Source organism: Streptomyces sp. TE5632, assembly GCF_054061295.1.
In genome coordinates, this window is sequence record NZ_JBSSEA010000003.1 from 2,057,501 (window position 1) to 2,084,011 (window position 26,511).

The window sequence follows — 26,511 nt, forward strand, 5'->3', positions numbered from 1 at the left end:
TAGTGTGGGCCGATGGAGACGGAACAGCGCAGTGTGGAAAGGCCGTTCAGGTGGAGGGCCGTCGCCGTCGGCTGTGCGGTGCTTGCCGTCGTGGCGAGTTGGAGCGGTCTGCTGATGGTGGTGGCGGGGCGGGTGGTTCCCGGCTGGGGAGTGAGCTGCGTACTGCTCGGCGTCGCGCTGGTACTGCTCGTGTGCGTGCGCAACACGGCCGAGGGAGTGAACAAGCCCCCTCGCGTGCCTCGTTGGATGATCATCTCGTCGACTGCCGCCGCCGCACTGGGCATCGCGTTCGGCGCGGGCGGCGACCTGATCAACGGAGCCGAGTACTTCGTCCTCGAGCCCGAGGGGCCCGGTGGCTGCCGAGCCGTGGTGCGGGAGACGTCCTTCCTGGTCATAGGCACGGGCGAGGTCTACGAGGTGGGATCCAGTGGTCTGGGCCGGCGCATCGGCTCATGGACGGTCGACGACGGCCACCGCCCCTTCCGCTTCGGTGCGTACGAGCTGGACTGGGGGCAGGACGGGGGGAACCTGAGCGTCCACGGCACCAGCGGCAATCCCGTCCTGTGGCACGACATTCCCGAGATCGACTGCTGATGACGCGCCACCACGGCCGCGGCGCAACCGTAAGCGCGCTTCGGGCGTCGTGATCACCGAACAGTGATCCACGAAAAGGGGCATCCGTACACATGGACAGGCGCTGGGCCGGATCCGCCGTCGCCGCGGCAGGGGCGGTGATGCTCTTCACCACCGCCTGCGGGGGGCCGTCAGCCCCGGCGGACGACGACAAGGGCAGCCCCTCGAGCCCCTCACCCGGTACGTCGGCGCAGGCGACGCGGACGCCCGGCGCTCCGGCGGCCGCGAAGAGCTCGCCCCACCCCGGCTTCGCCGCCTTCCAGGCCAAGCCCTGCCCCCGGCTCACCGACGCCGACAGGACCAACGGCCACCTGATCACCACGGTCGCCGGACCACACGAAGGCGTCACCGTCCACCCCGGCGGCGAACCGCAGACCGTCCTCGTCAAGCTCTGCAACACCACCGGCGAGGCACTCCGCGACATCGCGCTCTCCGCGCAGGTCGAGTGGAACTACGCGGGCGAGCGGGAGCCCGAGCTGACGGTGGAACGGCGTGAGGCTCCCGACGGCGACTGGCGTCCCGTCGAGCTGGCCGTGGTCAACGACTACCAGCCCCTGACCGGCGCGTCCGGTGCGCGGGACCTGCCCGCCGACGGCACCCGCGTCGTGGAGTACCGGATCAGCGCCGCCGAGGACGCCCCCGCGGGCAGCGGGCGGCTCGGTGTCCATGCCGTCCGGGCCGACGCGGACCCGTTCGACATGGAGGACATGCGGGGCGGCGGCAGCGGCGGCTTCCCCCTCACCACGGCCTCCGGCCACTGAGCGCTCCGGGGTTTCCGGGGGATGCCCGCGCCGGCGGCGCCCCCGTCATACGGTCCGGCACGCCCGGCACACTCGGCATCGGCCGCGGCTGACGCACCGGGTTCAGAGCAGGTCCCGGGCCTCGTCGCGCAGCGTCGACAACGCGTGCCGCGCGGCCGCCGTGTCCGGCAGCACGGCGAACAGCAGGGGACTGCCGGCGGCCGGTTCCTCGGCCAGGGTCCGGCGGATCCACTCCATGCCGTCCTTGAGCTCGGCGTACGCGTCCGCCGTCCCGCCGCTGCGGGCGAAGTTGCCGAGCGCCGACCGGTGCATCGCGTCGATCAGCGCGGAGAGCGCCATCGGCAGGAACGCCGGACCGTCCGGGGGCAGTCGGTCACGCAGATACGCCCGCGTCAGGGCGACATAGCGCTCGTTCTCGAGCACCTCACGCCTGCGCAACTCGGGCACGACCCGGGTCAGCCGGTAGCGCTGGAGCACCAGTTCGGGCCTGCTCAGGAAGTCGAGCATCACCACCTCGGTGGCCGCGACGACGACGTCCACCGGCGACCGCCCCCCGGTCGGCTTCACCAGGTGGCGCGCCAGCAGCTCCAGCCGCGCGGAGTGATCGGGGAACGCCAGCTCGTCCTTGCCGTCGAAGTACCGGAACACCGTACGCCGTGACACCCGCGACGCGTCCGCGACGGCCTCCACGGTGACGCTCTCATAACCCTGCTCCAGGAACAGCGCCATCGCCGTCTCCGCGATGCGGTACTTCGTCTCCAGCCCCCGTTCGGCCACGGCCCCTCCCCTCCTCGACTTCTCGACTTCTCGACTCCTCGACGTCGTCGTGCGAAGTCGTCGAGGAGTCTATGGCCACGGTCGCGGGGGGAGGCCGGACCGGCCGTCTCCCCCGCGTGCGGTCGGCGCCGCCCACCCGCCGGACAGGCCGACCCGGGCGGCGACGGCACGGTTCCGCGTGGTCACCTCACCCCTTCCACACCGGCCGGAGAACCCACGTCGGCATCCTGGCCGGATCGCCGGTCCTCGGAGCGCACCGTTCGATGCAGCACCGGCAGGAGCAGCACGCCGAGGACGGCGGCGCCCACGAGGACGGCGTGCCCGGCGAACTCGCTTCCCCGGCCCTCGGCGAGTCCGTACAGGTAGGGGCCGACGAACCCGCCGAGCAGCCCGACCGTGTTGATGAACGCGAGCCCGGCCGCGGCCATCAGCCCGGACATCCTCGCCATCGCGACCGACCAGTAGAGCGGGAGGATGCCGACCAGCAGCAGCATCGCGGCGTCGATCAGCAGAATGCGCAGCACGGCACCGTCGGAGACGCTGTACGCGATCGCCACCGGGACCGTGGCGACCGTCACGTACGTCAGGACCCGGACCTCGTTCCGCACGCGGCGCTGGATCCACGGGATCACGAGCACGCCGACGAGCGCGGCGATGCCGGCGCTGCCGCTCACGACACCGATCAGGAAGGACCCTTCGACGTCGAGGCTTTCGACGATGGACGGGAAGTTGTACTGGATCGCCACGCTGCTGACCTGGTTCGCGAAGTAGATCAGGGACAGGGCGAGGATGAACGGCCGGGCGAAGGCGATCCTGACGTTGCCCTTCAGGGTGCCGTGCCCCGGAGCGGCCCGCACGACCGCGCGGTCGTTCAGCACCGCGGCCTCCCGCGCCGTCAGCCACTTCGCGTCCTGTGGCCGGTCGGGGACGAGGCGCCACACGAAGTAGGCGACGACCACGGTGAGCAGGCCCTCGACGAGGAACATCCACTGCCAGCCGTACAGCCCGCCCGCTCCGTGGAGCTCCATGAGAGCGCCGCCGAGGGGACCTCCGAGCGCGAAACCGGCGCACACGGCGAGGTAGAGGATCCCGACCACGGTCACCCGCTGCTTCTGCGAGAACCAGATCGTGACGGTGTACATGAGCGCCGGGTACAGGCCGGCCTCGGCCGCACCGAGCAGGAACCGGACGACGTAGAAGGACAGTTCGTCCTGCACGAACATCATGCAGGAGCAGAGCAGTCCCCAGGTCACGGCGATCCGGGTGATCCAGCGCCGCGGCCCGACGCGGTACATGATCAGGTTGCTGGGCACCTCCAGGAGCGCGTAGCTCAGGAAGAAGATGCCGGCGCCGACGCCGTACGCCGCGGCGCTGATGCCCACGTCGGCTTCGAGTGACGTCTTGGCCATGCCGACGTTGGTGCGGTCCACGAACGCCATGAAGTACGTGAGGCACAGGATCGGCAAGAGACGGAAGGCCGCTTTGCGGCTCGCCGTGGCGTGCAGGGCGTCGGTGCCGTCCTGCACGGTTCGCTGCTGGTTCACAACGGGGCTCCCGGAGCGTATGGCACTGGATGTCATTTTTTGACACTCGGTGGCGCTGGACTGTGCCACACGCCACATGGGGGCACAAGACCTCTGACACAGGTCCGAGTTGACGCGCCCGAGCGCGGGAGGCAGAGCGTCATCGCGGACCCGGCCGGCCCGCACCTCGGAAGCCGCTTCGGTGCCTCCCGCGAGAACCCTGCACGGATCCACCCGGGTCCGACCGGAGGAAACCGCCCTCGTGCCGGGGCCCTTCCACCTTCGCGCGAACGGCGACTGAGGCTTCGTCACCGGAGGCAGGAAGGCCGACAGCACGGTGGACGATCCCGGCCTTCATGTGATCGTGTCGAGGGCAAGGTGGACGAGGGGGCGAAGATCATGACGACCTGGGGCCTGGTCATCGAGACGACCATGGGGGTCGGAGAACGCAAGCACACCGAGGCATACGTGCTCGCTCACGTCATCGGGGAGCGCGAGGAGGCACTCGCGGAGCTGGAACGACGGGCACGAAGCTACTCACCCGCGCACCCCAGAAGCCCCAAGCGCCGTCGGCTCCTGCGGCAGGACGACGGGTTCCTGCTCGTCGTGGACGGGGCATGGCAGTCGTTCGTCACCCGGTTCACGGTGGCGGAACTGCTCGAGGACTCAGACGCGCCCACCGCCCCGGAGCCGGTGGTGGAAACTGTGCCGGAGCCTGTGGTGGAGGCGCCGGGTGCGCCCGTCGCCGCAGCGGCCGATCCTGTGGACCAGCAGGCCGAGCCCGCGGAGCAGCCGGTCGAACGGTACGCGGACGGGGTGCCGGTCAAGCCGGCCTGGCTCGGACGCACCGACCTGCCGTGAGGCCCCTGGTGATTACTCGCAGCACCTGGCGGAAGTCTTCCTTCTCCGGTGGCGGTGAAGGCAACGACTGCGTGGAGATCGCGGAGGCTGATGACGCCCGCATGGCCATCCGCGACTCGAAGGACCCAGCCCGTGCCGCTCTCTCCGTCCCCGCTCCGGTGTTCGCCGCCTTCGTCGGCTGCCTGAAGGACCGGCCGGGGCGCCCCGTGTAGCACCCGGCGCCCTTCTGCGCGGTGAAGTGGCTGGAACAGGTGCTTCGGTCGCTGAGTTTGTCGCCAACCAGGGTGATATTCGGTCATGTTCGCCTACGTTGGGCGCACTGATCGCGCTCATCACAGGAGGCTCAGCCGTGTCGAAGGACACCACCCCGGACAGTGCCGGTTTCGAGACACGTGCCCGTATCGATACGACGAAGCCGCACTCGGCGCGGTTCTGGAACTACTTCGTCGGGGGCAAGGACAACTACAAGGTCGACCGGGAGATCGGGGACCAGATCAAGGGCATCTTCCCCGGGCTGGTCGACGTGGCCCACACCAGTCGGCGGTTCCTCGGGCGGGCCGTCGGCCATCTGGCGGGGCAGCAGGGGATACGGCAGTTTTTGGACATCGGTACGGGACTGCCGACCGCCGACAACACGCACCAGGTGGCGCAGCGCGTCGCTCCGGACGCGCGGATCGTGTACGTCGACAACGATCCGATCGTGCTGACCCACGCCCACGCCCTGCTGACCAGCACTCCCGAGGGCCGGACGGACTATCTGGACGCCGATCTCTACGACCCGGAGTCCGTCCTGCGGGCCGCCGCCGGGACGCTGGACATGTCCCAGCCCGTCGCGCTGATGATCCTCAACACGCTCGGCCACGTCGCCGACTACGAGCAGGCCCGTGATCTGGTGCGCCGGCTCATGGCGGGGCTCCCCTCGGGGAGTTACCTGGTGATCAGCGACAGTACGGCCACGAGCGAGGGCATGATCGCGGCGTCGAACGCGTACAACGCGAGCGGCGCCGTACCGTACTACGTGCGCGAGGTCGAGGAGATCGCCGGATTCTTCGACGGCCTGGAGCTGGTGGAGCCGGGCGTCGTACGGGTCCCGGAGTGGCGACCGGATGCCGACGCGCCGGACGAGGACTACGTGAAGGACGTGGACGCCTTCTGCGGAGTGGGGCGCAAGGCGTAGCCGGGACAGGAAGGTGGGTGGGGGCCGACCCGTGGGTCGGCCCCCACCCATTTCCTGCCCCAGGGATGATGGTCGACACTGGCAACCCTGGGTAACGTTTCTGCAGGTCAGCGCAGCAATCACGTGATCATCTTTCATGGTGAAACCGCCCGGCAACAGACAACCGGAAGGGCAATTCCTAGTTGTTCCCGACGTTCGTCAGGAAACAATCAGGAGGGGATCGCCTTGATGTGGTCGTATGTCGTACCCCGGGCCGCCGCACTCGCTGCGGCGAGCGCTCTCGTCACCATGACGCCATCCACCGCACAAGCCGCCGGAGCGATCGGATCGACACCGATTCGCACCTTCGAGTACACCGTCGGTGGCGTGACGATGAAGATTCCGACCGGGTGCATGTTCACGCACGTCGTCCGCGGGAGCGGCAAGGAGATCACCTATCAGAACGCCGGCGTCGACTGCGCCTTCGTGGGGGCACTCAGCAGTGGCTTCTGCAACTGGCGCATCGACTTCACCTACACCGACACGAACAACAAGACCTACCGGACGTCCCGCGGCAGAACGCACAGCGAATGCAAGATCGACCCCATGCGCAACAACTCTCCACAGCGCCTGCCGCATTACGGCAAGGCGTGCGCCCAGCTCTATGTCAACGGGGTGCAGCGGGTAAGTCAGTGTCACCACATCACGAAGTGAGTCATTCATGACCGAGCAGCGTGGGCCGGGCACGGATCCGGGATATGAAGCGCGTCGGCGCCGGGCCGGGATCGCGTCGTTCGTTGCGGGGCTTGTCGCGGCTCTCGCCTTCTTCGCGTTCTTCCCCGGGTTGCCGCATGTCATCGACTGGGGCGCCATCCTCGTCTCCCTGGCCGTGGGTGCCCTTGCCCGCTGGGCTTGTCGGGCGTGGGTGGCAAGGAGCGTGGAGAAGAAGGAGAAGCACACCGATCAGGTGTGATCGTCGTCTGCGCTCCTGACAGGGTTAGCATCCGGGTATGACGACTGTAGAGACCAACGGTTCTTCTCCTCTCGATGTCGAGATCGGTGCTCTGGGCGGTGGGTCCGCCGGGCTGGGGCGGTATGCGGGGCAGGTCGTGCTGGTGGTGAACGTGGCCTCCAAGTGCGGGCTGACGCCGCAGTACGCCGGGCTGGAACGGCTGCACGAGAAGTACGCGGCGCGGGGCTTCACCGTGCTCGGGGTGCCCTGCAACCAGTTCATGGGGCAGGAGCCGGGCACCTCGGAGGAGATCGCCGAGTTCTGCTCCGCGACGTACGGCGTGACCTTCCCGATGACCGAGAAGGTCGAGGTCAACGGGGAGGGGCGGCACCCGCTGTACGAGCGGCTGGTCGACTTCGCCGACTCCGAGGGGCACAGCGGGGACATCCGCTGGAACTTCGAGAAGTTCCTGATCGGGCGGGACGGCAAGGTCGCCGCCCGGTTCTCGCCGCAGACCGAGCCGGAGGCGGCGGAGGTCGTGGCGGCGGTCGAGAGCGCGCTCGGTTAGGGGCTGTCCGGCGGATCAGGTCGCAGGAAATCGACGGTGCCTTGTCAGCGCAGGTGAGCGGGGGCGATGGGGGGTCCCTCCCGCGCGAGCGCAGCCGAGCGTGGGGGAGCGTGCAGCTGCAAGGCGGAGGAGGGAGTCGACGCGGAGCGTCGGCGAGTGACGACAACGCCGCAGATGGGCGTGCCGGACCCCGCGTCTGCGGCATGATCCGCCGAACAGGCCCTAAGGGCTGCCGCCCCGGCGTCCGGTTCCGGTGGCCGCGTTGACCTTGCCCCTGGGGCAGGGTCCAGCGTTCGTGTCGTCGGGCGGACGGGCCGCCCGACGACGGAGGATGGCGCGGTGGACCCAGAGGTGGCCCCGGAGAGCGGGGAACTGCTCGGCATCGGCGCGTTCGCGGCGCGGGCGCGGCTGTCGGCCAAGGCGTTGCGGCTGTACGACCGGCTGGGGCTGCTGGCGCCGGCGCGGGTCGACGAGGTCACCGGTTACCGGTTCTACCGGGCGGGTCAGGTCGAGCGTGCCCGTACGGTGGCGCTGCTGCGGCAGCTGGACATGCCGCTCGCCCGGATCGCCGAGGTTCTCGACGCGGACGACGGTGCGGCCGCGGCCGACCGGCTCGCCGCCTACTGGGCGGACGTCGAGGCGCGGGTCGCCGGGCAGCGGACACTCGCCGCATTCCTCCGTGGACGGCTCTCTGGGAGGAGTTCCGAGATGTACGGGAAGTTCGCGGTCGAGACGGTGGACGTGCCGCAGCAGGTGCTGATCACCGAGACGCGGCACACTCTGGCGGACGAGTTGCCCGCGTGGATCGGGGCGGCGCTGGGCCGGTTGGAGCGGGGTGCCTCGGAGTGCGGAGGCGTGGCCGGGGTGCCGTTCGTCGCCTACCACTCCGAGGTGTCGATGGAGAGCGACGGTCCTGCCGAGGCGTGCGTGCCGGTCGCCGACGAGGCGGCGGCGCGGGCCTGGGCCGAGGCGCGGGGCCGGGCGTGGGAGACGACGGTGCGGGTGGAGCCGGCCCAGCGGTTGGCCTACACCCGGATCACCAAGGCTCAGGTGGCTCATCCACAGATCCTGGCCGCGTTCGAGGCGGTGGAGCAGTGGATGGCGGCCGAGGGGCTGACGGCCGCGGGTCCGTGCAGGGAGGTGTACTTCGCGGACTGGGATGCCGCCGGGGCGGAGGATCCGGTGTGTGACGTCGCTTTTCCGGTGCGGTGAGGTGCTGAGCCGACGTGATGCGGTGAGGTGAACTGCGGGGACTCGTTCGCCGTGCCGAGAGGGTTGCGGGGTGGGCCGAGCCCTCTCGGCAAGGACGGCGATCTCGTCGAGAGGGCTCCGTGGAGCTCTGTTCGGTTCCGGTCCTCTCAGACCTTCACCGAGGCCACGAAAGCGGTCCACGCGTCCGTGGGGAAGGCCAGCTTCGGGCCCTCGGGGATCTTGGTGTCCCCGAGTTCCAGTGCTTCCTCGGTGGTCGACCTGACCATCACGCACGCGCCGTTGTTGTTGGTGTGGGAGGACGTCGTCCACGTTTCCGTGGTGCCCAGACGAATTGCCATGTTCGCTCCGTAGCCAGTTGCTGAGTTGCTGTCACCGGGCTGCGCATTCCGGCAGGTACCCGCAGAACGGATTGCGCCAACCTTCGTTCGCGGTTGGCGTGATCGACGCTACTGGTCGGCATCCTCTTCCGGCGCAGCCATTCACTCGACCGGGTGGCATATTCCAAGAGATACTTCCAGTCAGGCGTGGCAGCGGTGTAGCATCCCGCCCTCCCTGCCAGGAGGTCAGCGCGCGTACTCCTTCGCAACGCGTTCCACGAGCCGGCGGGACTGTTCCACGTTCAGGGACTGCGCCCTCAAGTGCTCGTACATCACGGTGTACTTCTGCACGTCGTGCGGCTTCTCCAGGTACAGGTCGCTGGTCACGCCCTCGATGTAGACGACACTCGAGTCGGCCGCGTCCGCGAACTCCAGGATCGAGTACTGCCCGTTGATACCGGAGTGCGCGCCGACCTCGAACGGCAGCACCTGCACGGTGATGTGCGGCAGTTGGGACAACTCCATGACGTGCTCCAACTGTTCACGCATGACCTGCCTGCTCCCGACGACCCGGTGCAGCGAGGCCTCGTCCAGGACCACCCACAGCCGCAGCGGGTCCTTGTCGGCGGTGATACGGCCCTGTCGGCGCAGGCGCACCTCGACCCGCTTGTCGTTCTCCTGGTCGGACGACTCGGGCGAACCGCCCTGGACGATCGCCTCGGCGTACGCACGGGTCTGCAACAGGCCGGTGATGATCTGCGGTTCGTAGACCCTGAGCGACTCCGCGTCCGTCTCCAGGCCGATGTAGACGCTGTACGGGATGTCGCCGAAGGCGTGCCACCAGCCCTGCTGGCGCGAGTCCTTGGCCATCTGCATCAGCGACTCGACGACCCGCTGGTCCTCGACCTCGTAGACTCCGCAGAGGTCGCGGACGTCACGCTGGCTGATGCTGCGCCGGCCGTTCTCCAGCCGGCTGATCTTCGACTGCGACACCAGCAGTCGTTCCGCCACTTCCTCGGCCGTCATGCCCTTGAGCTCACGGAGCCTGCGGAGCTCCTGGCCCAGCCGGCGTCGCCTGACAGTGGGATTGACATTGGACGCCACGGGACGTGCACCTCCGGCTGCGTGCCTCGTACTTACTCGTACTTGCCACTTTGCGTATCTGGTGTTGAGCAGACTGCCACCAAGGTGCTTCCTACCGCTGGGAAACAGTGGATATGCGACCACTGTCCGGCAGTTCACGGTGTGGTGACGCCACGGACCGGTGCGGGCGGGTAGCGTCGGTCGGTCGCGACGTCGACCAGTCGCGAGGTCCGCCGGTTGCGGCGGCCGCCGGTTCGCGGCATGCCGAGCGGGGCGGAGAGAGCCGTGAACTCTCTCCGCCCCGCTCGAACAGCGGCTCCCGTGACCGGGTCTGCGGTGCCGTGGCCGAATCAGGGGCCCGGTGAGCCCTGTCGTCGGCCTAGTGGACGGCGGCGCGCGCCATGGACCCTCGGTGCGGTTGGGCCGGTACCCCTCGGGCGGGTTCCGGTCCGCCCCGGCCGCCGGTGGTGGCCTGACGGCCGCCTGCCGGGGCCGCGCCACGGCGTGGCTGGGCCGCCACACCGTTCTGCACGTCCATCACGGCATGCGCCACCAGGCCGCCCATCGGGTCGTGCCGGATCAGGTCCCGCAACCGGGAACGCGAGGAGCGACCCTCGTTCCCCGGGTACAGGTGCTTGCCGAGACCCACCGCGTGCGCCAGTGCGGCAAGCGCCGCGGTCCGCGGGTCCGGCGGCACGCCGGTGCGGATCGCGGAGTCCAGCCGGGCCCTGATCTCCCGGCTGATCTCGGTGTCCGTCGCCTGGTAGCGAGTCGTCGGCAACACCCCGCACATCTGGCCGGCCACGGCATGCACCATGCCGCACCGCTCCAGATGCGAGAGGTAGGTCTGGCGGAGCCCGAGACGCGGCCCGCCGATCCAGTGGACGGCCCGAACCGGAGCGCCGCGCCTTCGCAGCAACTCCAACGCGCAGTCCAAAGTCGGATCTCCAGTCGGCCGTGGCACCACCACGGCGATACGATCCCCGTCTGGGGCTATCCGTCCGGCCAGCGCCAGCTCCACTAGCTGCGCTCCGGCCAGACCGAGGTCGAGCGACTGCGGCTGTGCAGTGGTACCCGTGGCCGGGTCCAACGCCAGCAGCAGAAGCTCTTCCGGAAGTGTTCTGCGGCTCCTGCCCATCCATGCCTCCCCGCGTGGATGAATGACAGGGTGACCCCTCTCACATCGGTCTGTCGAGGGCGCGTGACCGGTTCGTAAGGGAACCGACAGGTATGTCGTTCTCGTCTACCACGTGGGGGAAGCCCGTACACAGGACACTGGTACGTGGTTCGGACAGCGCCGCTGAGCGCTGTTCCGGGCGGGCGAATTGCGGATTCACGGTTCGGTAGGCGTACGCGCGGACGCGCGACGCACGGAGGAGGCATCGGTGGCGGGCGAGTCCCCCGACAGGTCGAAGCAGCGCGAGTCGTCGGCAGAACCGACGCCGGGGAGCGCGGGTCCGGTTCCCGAGGCCAGGAATGAGACGGAGGGCTCCGCGGAGAAGCGGGACCCCCGGCTGACGGTGAGCCGGGACGCGACGCCGTCGGAGTCGTCCGCGTCGGCCAAGGGCTCCGCGGGGGGCGTCGACACGGCCACCCGGGTGCTGTCGGTGCGCGATGCGCAGAGCGACGAGCAGGAGGACGAGGACGACCGGGAGGACGAGGAGGCCTCGGATTCCGCCGAGTCGGGCTCCGGGTCGGAGTCGGGCTCCGGGGCAGAGGAAGCCGCATCCGACGGGCGTGACGATTCCGCTACGGACGGCGACGGGCGACTGCAGGCCGTCGTCTCCTCGTGGGTGCGGTCGGCGGACGAGGCGGAGCAGACGGAGCAGGACGGGCCGGGGAAGGGCGCGGAGGGCGCCCAGAAGGCCGAGGACGCCGACAGGGACGACACGGACGAGCGGGACGGCCAGGACGAGCGGGAGGACGCCCAGGACGGCGGCGAGAGCCTTGACGAGGGCTCAGGCGAGCCTTCCGGGGCCGACGGTACCGAGGCGCCGGACGCAGACGCAGACGCGGACGCGGAGACCGAGACCGAGACCGAGGTGACACCGGAGGCCGACGCCGGCGCGGCCCCCGCCGTCGCCCGCGCCGCCGTCGCCCGCACCGCCGACGTCCCGGATGCCGCGGAGGACGACGCCCCCACCGACGGTGACGACGCCGATGGCGACGACACCGACGCGGACGCGGCCCCCGAGGCCGGTGCGGACAAGGCGAACGGCACCGACGACGTCGACGCCAAGTCCACCGCCGGGGCCGACGAGTCCGACACCGAGAAGGCCGAGGACACCGACGAGACCGACGAGGCTGCTCCCGGCGCGCCCCGCACCGATCAGCCCACCGCCGTCTTCAAGGCCCCGCGTCCCTCCGCGCCCGCCGTCGATCAGCCCACCACCATGCTGAAGCTGGGCGACGCGGCCAAGAAGGCCGACAAGAAGGCCGACAAGAAGGCCGACAAGGGCGCGGACAAGGCCACCGACAAGGCTGCGGGCACCGATCCCCAGCCCGAGTCCGCGGCCGAGCGCACCAGCAAGTTCGTGCCGCTGAAGGATCTGGACGACCCCGAGGTGCGCAAGGCACCGAAGGTCGGGGACTCCGTCACCACCGCGCTCCGGGTGCCTCCCTCCGCGTCGCCCGCCCCCGCATCGCCCGTCACTCCCCCCGCCGACGCCACCCGTTCGGTCCCGCAGGTCGGGCCGGAACTGACGAGGCAGCAGCCGCTGCCGCCCAAGCCTCCGCTGGATCTGCTGGCCGAGCTGACCAACACCCCGCCGCCGCCGGAGACCCCGCTGCGGACGGCCGTGCGGCGGGTCAAGATCTGGACGCCGCTGGCCGTTCTGCTGGTGATCGTCTTCGCGGTCGTACAGAACATGCGGCCTCTTCCCGCACCCACGCTCGAACTCACCGCCGAGGACAGTCACACCTTCGACGGCGACCAGGTGAAGCTGCCCTGGCCGGACGAGGGCCAGGGCTGGATGAGCGTCGACGGCATCGGCGCGATGGACCACTTCGGCGAGCAGAAGCCGGTCGCCATCGGCTCGGTCGCCAAGACCATGACCGCGTACGTCATCCTGCGCGACCACCCGCTGAAGCCGGGCGAGGAAGGCCCGAAGATCGAGATCGACCCGACGGCGGAGAAGGAGGGCGGCTACGACCAGCAGGGCGAGTCCACCCTCAACACCGTCAAGGCCGGCGACTTCCTCACCCAGAAGCAGGCCCTGTCCGCGGTCATGATCCCCTCCGCGAACAACATCGCGCGCCTGCTGGCGCGTTGGGACGCGGGCTCCGAGGAGGCGTTCGTCGAGAAGATGAACGCCACCGCCAAGGAGCTCGGGATGACCGACACGACGTACACCGACCCGTCCGGTCTGGACAAGACCACCGTCTCCACCGCCGGGGACCAGGTGAAGCTCGGCATCGCGGCCATGAGGATCCCGGCCATGGTGGCCATCACCAGTGTGGCCAGCTGGACGGACCCGACCGGCAAGTACTGGAGCAACCACAACCAGCTGCCCTACACCATCGGCGCGATCGGCCTCAAGACCGGCAACACCACCGCGGCCGGCGGCAACCTGCTCTTCGCCACCCGCAAGAAGGTCGATGGCCAGACGGTGACCGTCGTCGGCGCGATCCTCGGCCAGCGCAAGGCACAGTCGACCCTCGACCTGGTCAACGCGGTCAGCAAGACCGCGCTGCTCGCCGCGCAGGACGTGCCGACCTCGGAGAAGATCCTGAAGAAGGGCGACGTCGTCGGGTACGTCGACGACCGGCTCGGCGGTCACACCCCGGTCGTCGTCACCAAGGACGTCACCGCGGTCGGCTGGGCCGGCCTGAAGGTGAAGCTGAACCTCTCCGCCGACGCCCTGCCGCACACCGAGAAGGCCGGCACGAAGGTGGGCACGCTCACCGTCGGTGACGGCAAGGACAGCGCCGCCGTCAAGGTCCCGGTCGCTCTCCAGGAGGACCTCGTGGAGCCCGGCTTCTCGGACAAGCTGACGCGCATCGCCTGATCCACCCTGCTCCCCGGCGAGCGGCGGGCATCGCACCCCGCCGGTCGGTGCCCGCCCTGGGCGCCGACCGGCGGAGTGCGTGCTAGCGTCACGAAACGGGCAGGTCGCCGGTGACCGGGGCGCGGATGTCAGCACCACGGCGGACGGCCGCGACCGCGACCTCGAACGGAACGCGAACAGAAGACGGGACACGGGGAGTGCCTTCAGGTGGCCACTGCGGAGCCGACACGCGCCGACGACGCCGATCCGGGCCCGGGGTCCGGCCCGCGAATACCCGCGCCGGAAGCACATCGGCCGCCGGGCGGCGCATCCGGCCCTGAGCGCGGCTCCGCACCCGCCTCGGACGCCGGCCCCGTCGCCCCCGCCCCCACGCGGGTCTCCCGTCCCAGGGCCGCCGTCCTCGCGGTGCGGGCCCGGCTGCTGCGGCATCCGGTGCTGTCCGTCACCGCTCTCGCCGGCGTGCTGCACGTCGTCTGGTTCTTCACGTTCGCCAACAGCGGCGGCGATCTCGCGGCGCAGGACGCCTGGGCCGAGTTCGTCGGCCGGCACCCCGACTCCGCGTACAACCTGGCCTGGTACGGCGGCATGCACCCGGTGTCGTACAGCGTGGTGTCGCCGTATCTGATGTCGCTCCTCGGTGTGCGGACGACGATGATGCTCGCGGGGACGGCGTCGGCCGCGCTGTTGACGATGCTGCTGATCCGCAGCCTCCCCGGCCTGCGCAATCCCCTGTGGGCGGCGCTCGCGGGCGTGTTCGGGCTGCTGGGCAACGCGGCCTCGGGGCGGGTGACGTTCGGGCTGGGCATGATGTTCGGGCTGGCCGCGGTCGCCGTGGTGTTCTGCTGGCCGTACCGCTGGCGTTACAAGCGCTGGGCGAAGGCGCTGTGCGCGGCGCCGCTGGCGGCGCTGGCCACGATGTCCTCGCCGGTCGCGGGCCTGTTCGTGGGGCTGGTGGCGGTGGCCCTGTTCCTGCAGAAGCGGCGGCCTGGGGCGTGGGCGCTGGGGCTGGGCCCGACCGCGGTGGTGGCGGTGTCGGCCTGGATGTTCCCGTTCTCGGGGACGCAGCCGATGGGGTTCGGCTCGGTGGTCCTGCCGCTGGTGTTCTCGGTCCTGGTGGCCGTCCTGGTGCCCCGGGAGTGGATCACCGTTCGGATCACGGCCGCGGTGTACGGGCTGGGCGTGGTGCTGGTCTGGCTGGTCAGTTCGCAGATCGGTTCCAACATGACGCGGCTGGCGATGCTGTTCGCCGGGGTGGCGCTGGTGGCGGCGCTGCCGTTCGCGGTGCCGCGGAGCCGCAAGTGGTACGCGATCGTCGTGGCGTTCGTCGGGTTCGTCGGGTGGATCGGCTTCAAGTCGGTCGACGACGTCGTGCACACCACGCCGGCCGCCTCGTGGGCGCGTGAGCTGGCGCCGCTGGTGAACGAGCTCCAGGAGGTCGGTGCGGAGCGGGGCCGGGTGGAGGTCGTGCCGGCGCGTTCGCACCGCGAGGCCTCGGCGCTCGCGCCGTACGTCAATCTGGCCCGGGGCTGGAACCGGCAGGCCGACATGGAGCGCAATCCGCTCTTCTACGACGACACCCTCAACTCGGCGAACTACCACGAATGGCTGAAGCGCTGGGCGGTGCACTTCGTGGTGCTGCCGAAGGACGAGCCGGACGGTGACGGCGGTCAGCGGGAGCGGGAGCTGGTCCAGCGGGGGCTGCCCTATCTGAAGCAGGTCTGGGGCGACGCGAACTGGCAGCTGTTCGAGGTGAGCGAGCCGACCCCGCTGGCCGAGCCGAACACGGTCGTGGAGCGGGCCGAGCAGGGCGAGATGACGATGCGGGTCGAGGAGGCGGGCCGCGTCCTCGTGCGCATCCCGTACTCGCCGTGGCTGAGCATCGTCGACGCGGAGGGCAACAAGCTGCAGCCGCCGCAGGAGACGGAGGAGTCCAAGGAGCGTTCCGACGGGGACGGCCCCGGGGACGCGGAGGACGTGCCGAAGACGTACGACAACGTCAACGGCTGCCTGATGGAGACGGAGGAGGACGCGAACGGCGACAAGTGGACGGTGCTGCTCGCTCCGAAGCCGGGGACGTACCGGCTGGCGGCCCCGTACACCGTGCCGCGCGGCACACCCTGCCCGGACGAGCTGCGCTGACGCGTCGCACTGACGCTGATCGGCCCGCCCGGCCCCGCCCTCCTCCGAGCACCCGCCACTGTTCATGACCATGAACACCGGTCGCCAGCACGAACATTTTTGCGCGCTCTTGACTCGACACTTTCTTGTCGTGCCCACGCCTACGCGCTCACGATGAGCGGGCACTTCGCACCCTGCCTCGCAGGCATATCCCGTACGGGCGAAGTGCCAACCAGATGAGTGGAGTTCACAAGGCGGACCCCGGAAGGGGAGATATGAACAGTCTCGACTGGGCGGTACTCATAGGCTATTTCGCGGTGATGATCGCCATCGGCATCTGGTCCCACAAGCGGGTGGACAATGTCAGCGACTTCTTCACGGCCGGCGGCCGGATGCCCTGGTGGCTCTCCGGCATCTCCCACCACATGTCGGGCTACAGCGCGGTGATGTTCACCGGCTACGCCGGCATCGCGTACACGTACGGTGTCACGTCCTTCGTCACCTGGTCCTTCCCCATCGCCCTCGGTGTCGCCATCGGGTCGAAGCTGTTCGCCCCGCGGATCAACCGGCTGCGCTCCCGGCTCCATGTGGCCTCCCCGCTGGAGTACCTCAAGAACCGCTACGACCTGAAGACCCAGCAGGCACTGGCCTGGTCCGGGATGCTGCTGAAGATCGTGGACGTGGGCGCGAAGTGGGCGGCGATCGCCACCCTGCTGTCGGTGTTCACCGGTGTCTCGCTCAACCAGGGCATCCTCATCACCGGTGCGGTCACGGCGATCTACTGCACCATCGGCGGGCTGTGGGCGGACGCGCTGACGGAGTTGGGCCAGTTCGTCATCCAGTTCCTGGCCGGTGTCGCCATGTTCGTCGCGGTGGTGGCCGAACTCGGCGACCACGGCGGCCTCTTCGGCGTATGGGGCGAACCGGAGCTCCAGGGGCACGCGGAGCCGCTGGTCGGACCGTACGGCACGGTCTTCCTGCTGGCGTTCCTCTTCATCAAGCTGTTCGAGTACAACGGCGGCATGCTCAACCAGGCCCAGCGGTACATGGCCACGGCCACACCCCGCGAGGCGGAGCGCTCGGCGCGGCTCTCGGCGGCGCTGTGGCTGGTCTGGCCGCTGGTGCTGTTCTTCCCGATGTGGATGTCGCCGCTGCTGGTCGAGTCCCAGAAGGCGGACGGCTCCGACTCCTACGCGCTGATGACCGAACAGCTACTGCCGCACGGCCTGTTGGGGCTGGTCATCGTCGGCTTCTTCTCCCACACGATGGCGATGTGCTCCTCGGACGCCAACGCCATCGCGGCCGTGTTCACCCGGGACGTCGCTCCGGTGCTGTCCCGGCGGGCGCGGCGGTGGGGCGAGCGGTCGGGGCTGGTCGCGGCCCGGGTGACGACCGTGGTCTTCCTCGGCCTGTCCATGGCGGTGGCGACACAGGTCGACTCGCCCACGTTCAAGGACATCATCACCGTGGTCATCAAGTGGGTGGCCGGGCTGATGGGACCGATCGCCATCCCGATGATGCTCGGTCTGCTGCGCCCGTTCCGCCGCTCCGGTCCGACCGCCGCGCTCACCAGCTGGGGCCTGGGCCTGCTGGCCTTCTGGCTGGTGAACTACCCGATCAACCGGGCCGTCGACGGGGGCGTTCCGCTGGAGTACCAGGTCTCGATCCCGCTCGCCGTCTCGCTGGTCCTCTACGTCCTGGTCGGCTACGTGAAGCCGGAGGAGACCCCGGAGCGGACGGCGATCATCGAGCGCATCAACACCGACGGCGACTCCACCGCGGCGGCGGTCCCGGCCCCGGTGGAGGAGACACCGCGCGCGGCCGGTGCGCAGACGAAGGACTAGCAGCCGAAGGCCGAGGGCACCGAAGGCCGGGAATCGCGGAGGGCAGGGAATCGCGGAGGTCAGCCGGGCAGGGAGCCTGCGATTCCCCGGGGGTATCTCGCCAGCCAGGCCGGGGACGAGCCGGCGGGGCCGTGCAGGGCGGGGCCCTGGGTCATCTCCATGGCGAAGTCGTCGGCGAGTTCCAGGATCGTGGGACGGCCCTCCAGTTCGGCCAGCCAGGCCGGCGGGAGGGCCGTCTCGCCGTGCAGGGCGCCCAGCAGCCCGCCGGTCAGCGCGCCGGCCACCGCGCTCGGCCCGTCCTGGTTGACGGCGAGGCACAGCCCGTGCCGCACGTCCTCCCCCACCAGGGCGCAGTACACGGCGGCGGCGACGAGGCCTTCCGCCGTGCCCGGCCCGGCGAGCCGGGTGACCCGCTCCGGGGCGGGCATCCCCTGCCGCACGGCGCCCAGGGCCTGCTGCAGGGCGTCCGACACCGGCTGGTGCCCCGGTCGGGCGGCCAGCAGCGCGAGCGCCCGCTGCACCGCCGCGTCCAGGTTCTCGCCCCGGGCCAGCCCGTGCACGATCACCGCGTACGCGCCGGCCGCGAGGTAGGCGGTCGGGTGCCCGTGGGTCTGTGCCGCGCACTCCACGGCGAGCTGGGCGACGAGCTGCGGCTCCCAGCCGACGAGCAGCCCGAAGGGCGCCGAACGGGCCGCCGCCTCGGGCCCCGCCTCACCGGGGTTCTTGGGCGACTCGGGCGTCCCCATGGTCCCGTCCCCGAGCCCCAGCAGCAGCGCGCGGGCCGGGTCCCGGCGGGCGTAGAGCCACTCCTCCCGCGCGAGCCACCCGTCCTCCGCCCGGCGCTCGTCCGGCCCCCAGTCCCGTTGCGTGGCCGCCCAGCGCAGATACGCCCGGTGCAGGTCGGTCGGCGGGTGCCAGGCGCCGGTGTCGCGCCGTACCTGCGCGCGGATCAGCCCGTCCACGGAGAACAGGGTCATCTGGGTGAGGTGCGTGACGGCCCCGCGCCGGTCGTGGGCGGGGGCGGGTCCGGTGATCCCCGCGGCGCCGTGCGCCTCCCTTATCGCGTCGGCGCCCATCCCGTCCACGGGCGCGCCCAGGGCGTCCCCGAGGGCGACCCCGAGCAGCGTTCCGCGCACCCGGCTGCGGAAGTCCTGCTGCTCGCGCCGCCCCCACACACGGGCCCGGCCGTCGCGTCCACCCAGACCTCCCAGGCCACCGTGCATACGTGCGACGCCAGCACTGTAACGAACGGAGGTGACCGGTTCAGTACGCGGCGAGGTAGGGGATCGATGCCCGAAACGACCGAGCCTGACCATTACTGGCCACCTGCACCCGACCGTCACTGACCGCCCCTGCGCCGTCCGCGCAGCCAGGGCGCTTATGGCATTTGCGATGCCATAATGGGTCCATGGCAGACGACGACACCGAATTCCCTCCCGGCGGCGGCCCCAGCAGCGGCGTCTCCGTCACCCTCACCGCCGGCACCCTGCAGGCGATCCGTGAGCGGGTCGGCCGACGGGGTGTCTCGGCGTATCTGGAGAGGGCGGCTCAGCGGCAGATCGAGCGGGATCAGCTGGACGAGCTGATCTCCGCCTTCGAGGAGGTGCACGGGCCCGCAGACCCGGAGGCCGTGGCGGCCAAGCGCGCCCGGCTCACCGGAGAGGACTCCGGGGCGGGGGTCGCCGCGTGAGCGGTGCTCTGGTCCTGGACAGCGAAGGGCTGGCGAAGGCCGTACAGCGGGACCGGGAGGTTCACGAGTGGCTGTCGGCCGCCCGTGACGCCGACCTCCCCGTGATCACCTCCGCCACGGTGCTGGTCGAGGTGATCCATCCGAAGATCAACGATGCGGCGCTGCGGTGGACGCTCTCACGTGTACGCGTGGAACCGGTCGCCCAGGCGCTCGCCCAGTCCGCTGCCGCTCTGCTGCGTACCGCCGGCCTTCACGGCCACAAGTACGCCATCGATGCCATGCTCTGCGCGACCGCCCTCCAGTACCCCGGTCGGGTGACGATCCTGACCTCCGACGTGGAAGACGTCGGCCTCCTCACCGCCGGGCATCCGCGTGTGGTGGCGGAGAAGGTCTGAGCTCACCCGGTCACTCGACGACCCGGACCGTGGTGCCCGGGGTGCCGAAGGTCCACAGGGCCTCGCCGTCCGCCTTGCCCACGCGGATGCCGCCGGTCGTCCGGCCGTCGGGCGGTGGGGGTGAGGAGCCGTCGACGGCGTGGGAGAAGGCGATGGATACGCCCGACTTGGCGGCGAAGTAGATGACGTGTTCGACCTCGACGCCGTCGCTGCCGGTCGTGGCCTCGGTGCGGGTGCCGATCGTGTACGTGCCGGGGTCGGGGGCGACCGTGCCCGGCCAGACCTCGAAGGAGCGGCGGGGGGCGTCGCTGGCGTCCACCAGCCACACCTGCTGGTCGTCGAGGGAGTAGACGATCCGGCGGCCGGTGCCCGAGTCGGCCGGGACCGCCTCCGACTCCGACTCCGCCCCGGTCTCCTTCTCCTTCGGTGCGGCGGACGGTTTCGCGTCCGCCGTCGCCGACGCGCTCGGGCGGCTCGTGGACGCGGTGGGCTTCGGCCCCTGGTCCGCCTGGACGGCCAGGACCGCCACCGCGGCTATCGCCCCCGTGGTCAGCCCGGTCACCCAGGCCCACGAAGGAAGACGGGCAGGCACCGGTACGCATCTCCTCAGCTACGAGAACCCCCTCAGCTCCGGGGCCCGATCATCGTACTGCGACCGGGACGGGGCAGCCGGGTGGGCCGCCCTCGCCCGTCCCGGTCCGCCCCGGCCCCGTGCCGGTCCGCCCCGGCCTCAGTCCAGCACCGGCAGGAGGGCCGGGAGGTGGCCGTCGGAGGCCTGGGCCGCCTGCTGCCGTTCCTCGGGGACCTCGCCGTACAGGGTGGTGCGCGGCTTCGCCGGGCGGCCCGCCGCCTCGGCGACCGCGATCAGGTCCTTGACGGACTTGTAGGAGCCGTAGGAGGAGCCCGCCATGCGGGAGATGGTCTCCTCCATCAGGGTGCCGCCGAGGTCGTTGGCGCCGGAGCGGAGCATGTCCGCCGCGCCCTCCGCGCCCAGCTTGACCCAGCTGGTCTGGATGTTGGGGATGTGCGGGTGCAGCAGGAGGCGGGCCATCGCGGTGACCGCGCGGTTGTCCCGGGTGGTGGGGCCGGGGCGGGCGATGCCGGCCAGGTAGACGGGGGCGTTGGTGTGGATGAAGGGCAGCGTGACGAACTCGGTGAAGCCGCCGGTGCGTTGCTGGATGCCGGCCAGGGTGCGCAGGTGCCCGAGCCAGTGGCGGGGCTGGTCGACATGGCCGTACATCATCGTCGAGGAGGAGCGGATGCCCAGGTCGTGGGCCGTCTCGACGACCTCGATCCAGGTCGCCGCCGGCAGCTTGCCCTTGGTCAGGATCCAGCGGACCTCGTCGTCGAGGATCTCGGCGGCCGTGCCGGGGATGGAGTCCAGGCCCGCCTCCTTGGCCTCGGTGAGCCACTCGCGGACGGACAGGCCGGTGCGGGTGGCGCCGTTGACCACCTCCATCGGGGAGAAGGCGTGCACGTGCATGCCGGGGACGCGTTCCTTGACCGCCCGCGCGATGTCGAAGTACGCGGTGCCCGGCAGGTCGGGGTGGATGCCGCCCTGCATGCAGACCTCCACCGCGCCCACCTCCCATGCCTGTTGGGCGCGGTCGGCCACCTGCTCCAGGGAGAGCGTGTACGCGTCGGCGTCGGTGCGGCGCTGGGCGAAGGCGCAGAAACGGCAGCCGGTGTAACAGACGTTGGTGAAGTTGATGTTGCGGGTGACGATGTAGGTGACGTCGTCGCCGACCGCCGCTCTGCGGACGTCGTCCGCGATCCGGCACAGGGCGTCCAGCGCCGGGCCGTCCGCGTGCAGCAGGGCGAGGGCCTCGTCGTCGGTCAGCCTCGTCGGGTCGTCGGCCGCGGTCGCCAGGGCCTGGCGTACGTCGGTGTCGATGCGCTCGGGTGCCATGCCGGGGGCGGCGGCCTCGCGCAGGGCGCCCCAGTCGCCGTAGACCTCGTCGAAGTCGTCGCGGCGGTCGGCGGTGCGGCCCTCGGTGTCGATGGTGCGGTGCAGGTCGGTGCGGCCACTGGCCGTGAACACCTCGTCGGGCTCCTGCCAGGGGCGGCCCTCGACCACGGCGTCCGGGAGGGCGAGGCCGGTGGCGGGGTCGGCGAGCGCCGCCACGTGCGGGCGCAGCCGCGGGTCCAGCCAGGGTTCGCCCCGGGTGACGAACTCCGGGTAGACGCAGAGGCGTTCGCGCATCTCGAAACCGGCCGCCCGGGACTTCTCGGCCAGTTCGTCGATCCGCGGCCAGGGGCGTTCGGGGTTGACGTGGTCGATGGTGAGCGGGGAGACGCCGCCCCAGTCGTCGATGCCGGCCGCGATCAGGCGTCCGTACTCGGAGTCGACGAGGTTGGGCGGGGCCTGCAGGCAGGCGGACGGGCCCAGCACGTGCCGGGCGACGGCGACCGTGGCGAGAAGCGCGTCGAGTTCCGCGTCCGGCATGCCGCGCATCGCGGTGTCCGGCTTGGCGCGGAAGTTCTGGACGATCAGTTCCTGGATGCCGTGGTGGGCGCGGGAGACCTTCCTGAGGGCGAACAGGGACTCGGCGCGCTCCTCGTACGTCTCGCCGATGCCGATGAGGATGCCCGAGGTGAAGGGGACGGAGGAGCGGCCGGCGTCCTCCAGGACGCGCAGCCGCACGGCCGGTTCCTTGTCCGGGGAGCCGTGGTGCGGGCCGCCGGGCTCGGACCACAGCCGCGTCGCGGTGGTCTCCAGCATCATGCCCATCGAGGGCGCGACGGGCTTGAGCCGCTGGAAGTCGGTCCAGGTCAGCACGCCCGGGTTGAGGTGCGGGAGGAGGCCGGTCTCCTCCAGGACGCGGATGGAGATCGCCCGGACGTAGGCGATCGTGTCGTCGTAGCCGTGCGCGTCGAGCCACTCGCGCGCCTCGGGCCAGCGGTCCTCGGGCTTGTCGCCGAGGGTGATGAGGGCTTCCTTGCAGCCGAGGGCGGCGCCCTTGCGGGCGATGTCCAGGACCTCGTCCGGCGACATGAACATCCCGTGCCCGGCCCGGCGCAGCTTGCCGGGCACGGTGACGAAGGTGCAGTAGTGGCACTTGTCCCGGCACAGCCGGGTCAGTGGGACGAAGACACTCTTGGAGTACGTGATGACCCCGGGCCGGCCCGCCGCCCGAAGGCCCGCGTCCCGGACCCGGGCGGCCGAGGCGCACAGGTCCTCCAGCTGCTCGCCGCGCGCCTGGAGCAGGACGGCCGCCTCGGACACGTCGAGGGAGACGCCGTCACGGGCCCGCTTGAGGGCGCGACGCATGGAGCTCTCGGTCGGGCCGGTTCCGGAGGTCGCGGATGTCGTCATTCCTTGAGCATACGTTCGGGGTGATCAGGGCAAAGGGGGGCCGGGGCCCTCCTCCCGGCCCGGTGCTCACCGGCCGTCCCGGGGACCGCCACCGGTGCCGTCACCGGGTTCCCTCACCGGTGCCGTCGCCCGTCCCGCCGCCCGTGCCGTCGCCCGCGCCGTCGACGAACGGCTGGTAGGCGTCCAGGGCCCGCAGCACGCCCGCCTCGCCCTCCGGCGGCAGCTGCACCACGACCTCCTCGATCCCGAGCTCGGCGAAGCGGGCGAGCTTGCCCGGACTGGGCTGGACGGCGTACGGGACGACCTGGAGGGCGCCGGGGTCGCGGCCGGCGTCGGCCCAGGCGGTGCGCAGCCGGGGCACCGCCTCGGACAGGCCGCGCCCGCCGATCGGCATCCAGCCGTCGGCGTACTCGCAGATGTGCGTGAACAGCTTCGGCCCGGCCATCCCGCCGACCAGCGTGCGCGGACCGATGACGGGACCGCGCGGCTTCTGCACCGGCTTGGGGTGCGCGAAGCTCGCCCGGACGCTGTTGAACTCCCCGTTGTACGCGGTCGGTTCCTCCGACCACAGCGACCGCATCAGACCCATCCGGTCCCGGACCAGCTCCCGCCGCGTACCCCATTCCACCCCGTGGTCGGCGGCTTCCTCGACGTTCCAGCCGAAGCCGAGCCCGAGGGTGAACCGGCCGCCGGAGAGGTGGTCGAGGGTCGCGATCTGCTTGGCCAGGTCGATCGGGTCGTGCTGCGCGGCGAGCGTGATGCCGGTGCCGACGCCGAGCCGCTCGGTGACGGCCGCGGCCTGCGCGAGCGCGACGTAGGGGTCCAGGGTGCGGCCGTACTCCCGGGGCAGGTCGCCGCCCGCCGGGTAGGGGCTGGTCCGCTCGACGGGGATGTGCGTGTGCTCGGGCAGATACAGCCCGGCGAATCCGCGCTGCTCCAGCTCACGGGCGATCCGGGTCGGGGTGATCGTCTCGTCGGTGAGGAAGATCGTGACGGCGATGCGCATGAGCGGGCCTTTCGTACGCGGACGACGGACTCATCAATACCCGGGCCCGGACCTCCTGTCCATACCGACCGGTCGGGACACCGAGGTGGGCGCGGCGGGCGGAAGGACCCCCGACAGAGGGGCCGACGATGAGCGGTCGCCGTCGCTGAATCCGCTGATTCCCTTCCCTTGCACGGCAGTTCACCGCTCGATATCAGTGTGGTACCGCGACACCCTGCACCGCGTGCCCTGGCGTCCGCCCCGTCATCACACGACCCCCTGGGAGCAGCAGCATGTGCGAGGAGCACCGGAGCGGGATCGGCCGGCGTGCCGTCTTCCTGACGGGAGCCGCCGCCGCGCTTACGTTGGGGAGCGTGAGCTTCGCTTCCGCGGCCGGCCGCGGTGCACAGGAGACGAGGACGGTGCGCGGCACCCTCCCGCCGGGCGCCCCCGACTTCGTCTACGTCCCCGTCCAAGTACCTGACGGTGTAAGGGAGATCAGAGTCGCCTACTCCTACGACAGACCGTCCGTCCCGGCCGGGACCGCGGGCAACGCCCTCGACGTCGGGATCTTCGACGAGCGCGGCACCGAGCTGGGCGGCGCGGGCTTCCGGGGCTGGTCGGGCGGGGCCCGTACGGAGTTCTTCCTCCGCGCGGACGACGCCACCCCCGGCTACCTGCCCGGCCCGGTGCGGGAGGGCACCTGGCACATCGCACTGGGCCCGTACACCGTGGCCCCGCAGGGGCTGTCGTACGAGATCACCGTCACGCTGACCTACGGGGAGCCCGGCGAGACGGTCCGGCCGGTGTACCCGCCCGAGCGGGCCAAGGGGCGCGGGCGGGCCTGGTACCGGGGCGACTGCCATCTGCACTCCTGGCACTCCGACGGCCGCCGCACCCCGGCCGAGATCGCGGCGCTCGCACGGGCGGCGGGGCTGGACTTCATCAACAGCTCGGAGCACAACACCCACTCCGGGCACGCCCATTGGGCGGACGTCGCCGGGGACGACCTGCTGGTGCTGCTGGGCGAGGAGGTCACCACCCGCAACGGGCACGTCGTCGCGCTCGGCACGGACCCCGGCACCTTCGTCGACTGGCGCTACCGGGCCCGCGACAACCGGTTCGCCCGGTTCGCCCGCCGGGTGCGCGGCGCCGGGGGCCTGGTCGTGCCGGCGCATCCGCACGCCACCTGCGTCGGCTGCAACTGGAAGTTCGGCTTCGGCGAGGCGGACGCCGTGGAGGTGTGGAACGGCCCCTGGACACCCGACGACGAGGTGGCCCTGGCCGACTGGGACGGCATGCTCGTCGCCTCGGTGCGGGGCGGGCAGGGCGAAAGGGGCGGCCGGGGCTGGATTCCGGCGATGGGCAACAGCGACGCCCACCGGGACCCGGACGTCGTCGGCCACCCGCAGACCGTCGTCCTCGCCGACGAGCTGTCCCGCCGGGCCGTCCAGGAGGGCATCCGCGCGGGCCGCTCGTACGTCGCCGAGTCCGCACGCGTCTCCGTCGCCTTCACGGCGTCCGGCGGGCGGGGCGAACACGCCGGTATCGGGGAGCGGTTGGGCGTGGACCGGGACACGCCGGTCACCGTCCGCCTGGAGGCCCGCGGCGCCCCGCGCTGCACGGTCCGCCTCGTCACCGACCAGGGCGTCCTGCACACCGGCGCCCCGCTGCCGGTGTCCGGCTCGGGTGTCGTCGAGTGGCGGACCACCCCGTCGTACGCCGCCTACGTCCGCGCCGAGCTGCGGCACGAGACGGCGGCCGGCCCGCTGCCGGGCGTCCCGGCCGCGTTGACCAACCCGATCTTCCTGGGTCGCCGGTAGGCTCGCCGCACCATGAGCCGTCACGCCGAACGCAAGTACCGGGCCGTCACCGCCGTCCAGCGCCGGATCGCCAACCCCCTCATGCGCCGCTCCCCGCTGCAGACCCTCCTGGAGACCACGGGCCGCGTCTCCGGCCTGCCCCGGCGCACTCCGGTGGGCGGGCGGCGGGTCGGGGACTCGTTCTGGCTGGTGTCGGAGTTCGGCGAGCGGTCCCAGTACGTGCGCAACATCCGCGCGAACCCCCGGGTGCGGGTCCGCATCCGGGGCCGCTGGCACACCGGTACCGCCCACCCGCTGCCCGAGGACGACCCGCTCGCCCGGCTGCGCGCCCTGCCGCGCATGAACAGCGCGGCGGTACGGGCGGTGGGGGCGGGACTGCTGACGGTACGGGTCGACCTGGACGGCTGAGGCGGACGGCGCCGCCTCTCATCCACCTGACGAAGCGTCAACCGCGAGAGCCGGGAACGGTTCCGGTGACATCGACGCACAC

At 71.1% G+C, this 26,511-nt stretch carries 25 protein-coding genes; 16 read left to right on the forward strand and 9 right to left on the reverse strand.

The genetic code is table 11. From position 1 onward, the window contains the following. The first annotated feature begins 12 nt into the window (after positions 1-12). Both ACVW19_RS14405 and ACVW19_RS14410 read left to right on the forward strand, forming a co-directional pair. A complete protein-coding gene (locus tag ACVW19_RS14405) occupies positions 13-594 on the forward strand; it encodes a hypothetical protein (protein ID WP_457459790.1) in 582 nt (193 codons plus the stop codon). Between the two features lie 92 nt (positions 595-686). Further along, positions 687-1,394, forward strand: coding sequence for a hypothetical protein (locus ACVW19_RS14410; RefSeq protein WP_457459791.1), 708 nt, complete (start codon positions 687-689; stop codon positions 1,392-1,394). A 102-nt stretch (positions 1,395-1,496) separates the two neighbouring features. On the opposite strand, the gene ACVW19_RS14415 is transcribed toward ACVW19_RS14410, so the two are convergent. Together ACVW19_RS14415 and ACVW19_RS14420 are read right to left on the reverse strand one after the other, a co-directional pair. Continuing rightward, positions 1,497-2,171, reverse strand: coding sequence for a TetR/AcrR family transcriptional regulator (locus ACVW19_RS14415; protein ID WP_457459792.1), 675 nt, complete (start codon positions 2,169-2,171; stop codon positions 1,497-1,499). Between the two features lie 182 nt (positions 2,172-2,353). Further along, the gene (locus tag ACVW19_RS14420; RefSeq protein ID WP_457459793.1) at positions 2,354-3,715 is read right to left on the reverse strand and encodes an MFS transporter; all 1,362 of its coding nucleotides are present in this window, start codon (positions 3,713-3,715) and stop codon (positions 2,354-2,356) included. Positions 3,716-4,093: 378 nt separating this feature from the next. Here ACVW19_RS14420 and ACVW19_RS14425 point away from each other — a divergent pair, with 378 nt between their 5' ends. The 7 genes from ACVW19_RS14425 to ACVW19_RS14455 all read left to right on the forward strand — a co-directional run bounded on the left by ACVW19_RS14425 (position 4,094) and on the right by ACVW19_RS14455 (position 8,443). Beyond that, the gene (locus ACVW19_RS14425) at positions 4,094-4,555 is read left to right on the forward strand and encodes a hypothetical protein (RefSeq protein WP_457459794.1); all 462 of its coding nucleotides are present in this window, start codon (positions 4,094-4,096) and stop codon (positions 4,553-4,555) included. A gap of 8 nt (positions 4,556-4,563) precedes the next feature. After that, on the forward strand, positions 4,564-4,767 hold the full coding sequence (locus ACVW19_RS14430; protein ID WP_457459795.1) for a DUF397 domain-containing protein: 204 nt from the start codon (positions 4,564-4,566) through the stop codon (positions 4,765-4,767). A gap of 137 nt (positions 4,768-4,904) precedes the next feature. Further along, on the forward strand, positions 4,905-5,732 hold the full coding sequence (locus tag ACVW19_RS14435) for an SAM-dependent methyltransferase (RefSeq protein WP_457459796.1): 828 nt from the start codon (positions 4,905-4,907) through the stop codon (positions 5,730-5,732). A 288-nt stretch (positions 5,733-6,020) separates the two neighbouring features. Continuing rightward, the gene (locus ACVW19_RS14440) at positions 6,021-6,425 is read left to right on the forward strand and encodes a hypothetical protein (RefSeq protein ID WP_457459797.1); all 405 of its coding nucleotides are present in this window, start codon (positions 6,021-6,023) and stop codon (positions 6,423-6,425) included. A gap of 7 nt (positions 6,426-6,432) precedes the next feature. Next, the gene (locus tag ACVW19_RS14445) at positions 6,433-6,684 is read left to right on the forward strand and encodes a hypothetical protein (protein WP_457459798.1); all 252 of its coding nucleotides are present in this window, start codon (positions 6,433-6,435) and stop codon (positions 6,682-6,684) included. A gap of 37 nt (positions 6,685-6,721) precedes the next feature. Continuing rightward, positions 6,722-7,231 (forward strand): glutathione peroxidase, encoded by a 510-nt coding sequence (locus ACVW19_RS14450; protein ID WP_457459799.1) that lies wholly within the window; start codon positions 6,722-6,724, stop codon positions 7,229-7,231. 339 nt (positions 7,232-7,570) lie between these two features. Then, positions 7,571-8,443 (forward strand): MerR family transcriptional regulator, encoded by an 873-nt coding sequence (locus tag ACVW19_RS14455; protein WP_457459800.1) that lies wholly within the window; start codon positions 7,571-7,573, stop codon positions 8,441-8,443. A gap of 146 nt (positions 8,444-8,589) precedes the next feature. On the opposite strand, the gene ACVW19_RS14460 is transcribed toward ACVW19_RS14455, so the two are convergent. The 3 genes from ACVW19_RS14460 to ACVW19_RS14470 all read right to left on the reverse strand — a co-directional run bounded on the left by ACVW19_RS14460 (position 8,590) and on the right by ACVW19_RS14470 (position 10,981). Then, on the reverse strand, positions 8,590-8,781 hold the full coding sequence (locus tag ACVW19_RS14460) for a DUF397 domain-containing protein (protein ID WP_457459801.1): 192 nt from the start codon (positions 8,779-8,781) through the stop codon (positions 8,590-8,592). Positions 8,782-9,006: 225 nt separating this feature from the next. Next, entirely contained in the window at positions 9,007-9,864 is an 858-nt protein-coding gene (locus ACVW19_RS14465) for a helix-turn-helix domain-containing protein (RefSeq protein WP_457459802.1), read from the reverse strand. A 358-nt stretch (positions 9,865-10,222) separates the two neighbouring features. Continuing rightward, complete coding sequence (locus ACVW19_RS14470) at positions 10,223-10,981, reverse strand: GOLPH3/VPS74 family protein (RefSeq protein WP_457459803.1); 759 nt, start codon at positions 10,979-10,981, stop codon at positions 10,223-10,225. A gap of 247 nt (positions 10,982-11,228) precedes the next feature. Between ACVW19_RS14470 and ACVW19_RS14475 the strand changes: the two genes are divergently transcribed. The 3 genes from ACVW19_RS14475 to ACVW19_RS14485 all read left to right on the forward strand — a co-directional run bounded on the left by ACVW19_RS14475 (position 11,229) and on the right by ACVW19_RS14485 (position 17,812). Then, entirely contained in the window at positions 11,229-13,850 is a 2,622-nt protein-coding gene (locus tag ACVW19_RS14475; RefSeq protein WP_457459804.1) for a D-alanyl-D-alanine carboxypeptidase, read from the forward strand. Positions 13,851-14,057: 207 nt separating this feature from the next. Continuing rightward, on the forward strand, positions 14,058-15,989 hold the full coding sequence (locus tag ACVW19_RS14480) for an MFS transporter (RefSeq protein ID WP_457459805.1): 1,932 nt from the start codon (positions 14,058-14,060) through the stop codon (positions 15,987-15,989). A 254-nt stretch (positions 15,990-16,243) separates the two neighbouring features. Beyond that, on the forward strand, positions 16,244-17,812 hold the full coding sequence (locus ACVW19_RS14485) for a sodium:solute symporter family protein (RefSeq protein WP_457459806.1): 1,569 nt from the start codon (positions 16,244-16,246) through the stop codon (positions 17,810-17,812). Between the two features lie 59 nt (positions 17,813-17,871). On the opposite strand, the gene ACVW19_RS14490 is transcribed toward ACVW19_RS14485, so the two are convergent. Then, a complete protein-coding gene (locus tag ACVW19_RS14490) occupies positions 17,872-19,035 on the reverse strand; it encodes an ADP-ribosylglycohydrolase family protein (protein WP_457459807.1) in 1,164 nt (387 codons plus the stop codon). A gap of 185 nt (positions 19,036-19,220) precedes the next feature. Between ACVW19_RS14490 and ACVW19_RS14495 the strand changes: the two genes are divergently transcribed. Both ACVW19_RS14495 and ACVW19_RS14500 read left to right on the forward strand, forming a co-directional pair. Next, the gene (locus ACVW19_RS14495) at positions 19,221-19,502 is read left to right on the forward strand and encodes a hypothetical protein (protein ID WP_457459808.1); all 282 of its coding nucleotides are present in this window, start codon (positions 19,221-19,223) and stop codon (positions 19,500-19,502) included. After that, positions 19,499-19,897 (forward strand): PIN domain-containing protein, encoded by a 399-nt coding sequence (locus tag ACVW19_RS14500; RefSeq protein ID WP_457459809.1) that lies wholly within the window; start codon positions 19,499-19,501, stop codon positions 19,895-19,897. Before ACVW19_RS14495 ends, ACVW19_RS14500 begins: the two co-directional genes overlap by 4 nt. Before the next feature lie 10 nt (positions 19,898-19,907). Here the strand turns inward: ACVW19_RS14500 and ACVW19_RS14505 are convergent, their stop codons facing one another. The 3 genes from ACVW19_RS14505 to ACVW19_RS14515 form a co-directional block, all read right to left on the reverse strand. Further along, positions 19,908-20,489 (reverse strand): hypothetical protein, encoded by a 582-nt coding sequence (locus tag ACVW19_RS14505; RefSeq protein WP_457459810.1) that lies wholly within the window; start codon positions 20,487-20,489, stop codon positions 19,908-19,910. A gap of 138 nt (positions 20,490-20,627) precedes the next feature. Continuing rightward, the gene (locus ACVW19_RS14510) at positions 20,628-23,213 is read right to left on the reverse strand and encodes a bifunctional FO biosynthesis protein CofGH (protein WP_457459811.1); all 2,586 of its coding nucleotides are present in this window, start codon (positions 23,211-23,213) and stop codon (positions 20,628-20,630) included. A gap of 100 nt (positions 23,214-23,313) precedes the next feature. Next, positions 23,314-24,219: an LLM class F420-dependent oxidoreductase gene (locus ACVW19_RS14515; RefSeq protein WP_457459812.1), complete on the reverse strand. Its 906-nt coding sequence runs from the start codon at positions 24,217-24,219 to the stop codon at positions 23,314-23,316. Between the two features lie 272 nt (positions 24,220-24,491). Here ACVW19_RS14515 and ACVW19_RS14520 point away from each other — a divergent pair, with 272 nt between their 5' ends. Next, entirely contained in the window at positions 24,492-26,021 is a 1,530-nt protein-coding gene (locus ACVW19_RS14520) for a CehA/McbA family metallohydrolase (RefSeq protein ID WP_457459813.1), read from the forward strand. Positions 26,022-26,033: 12 nt separating this feature from the next. Then, positions 26,034-26,429: a nitroreductase/quinone reductase family protein gene (locus tag ACVW19_RS14525; RefSeq protein ID WP_457459814.1), complete on the forward strand. Its 396-nt coding sequence runs from the start codon at positions 26,034-26,036 to the stop codon at positions 26,427-26,429. Positions 26,430-26,511 lie beyond the last annotated feature (82 nt).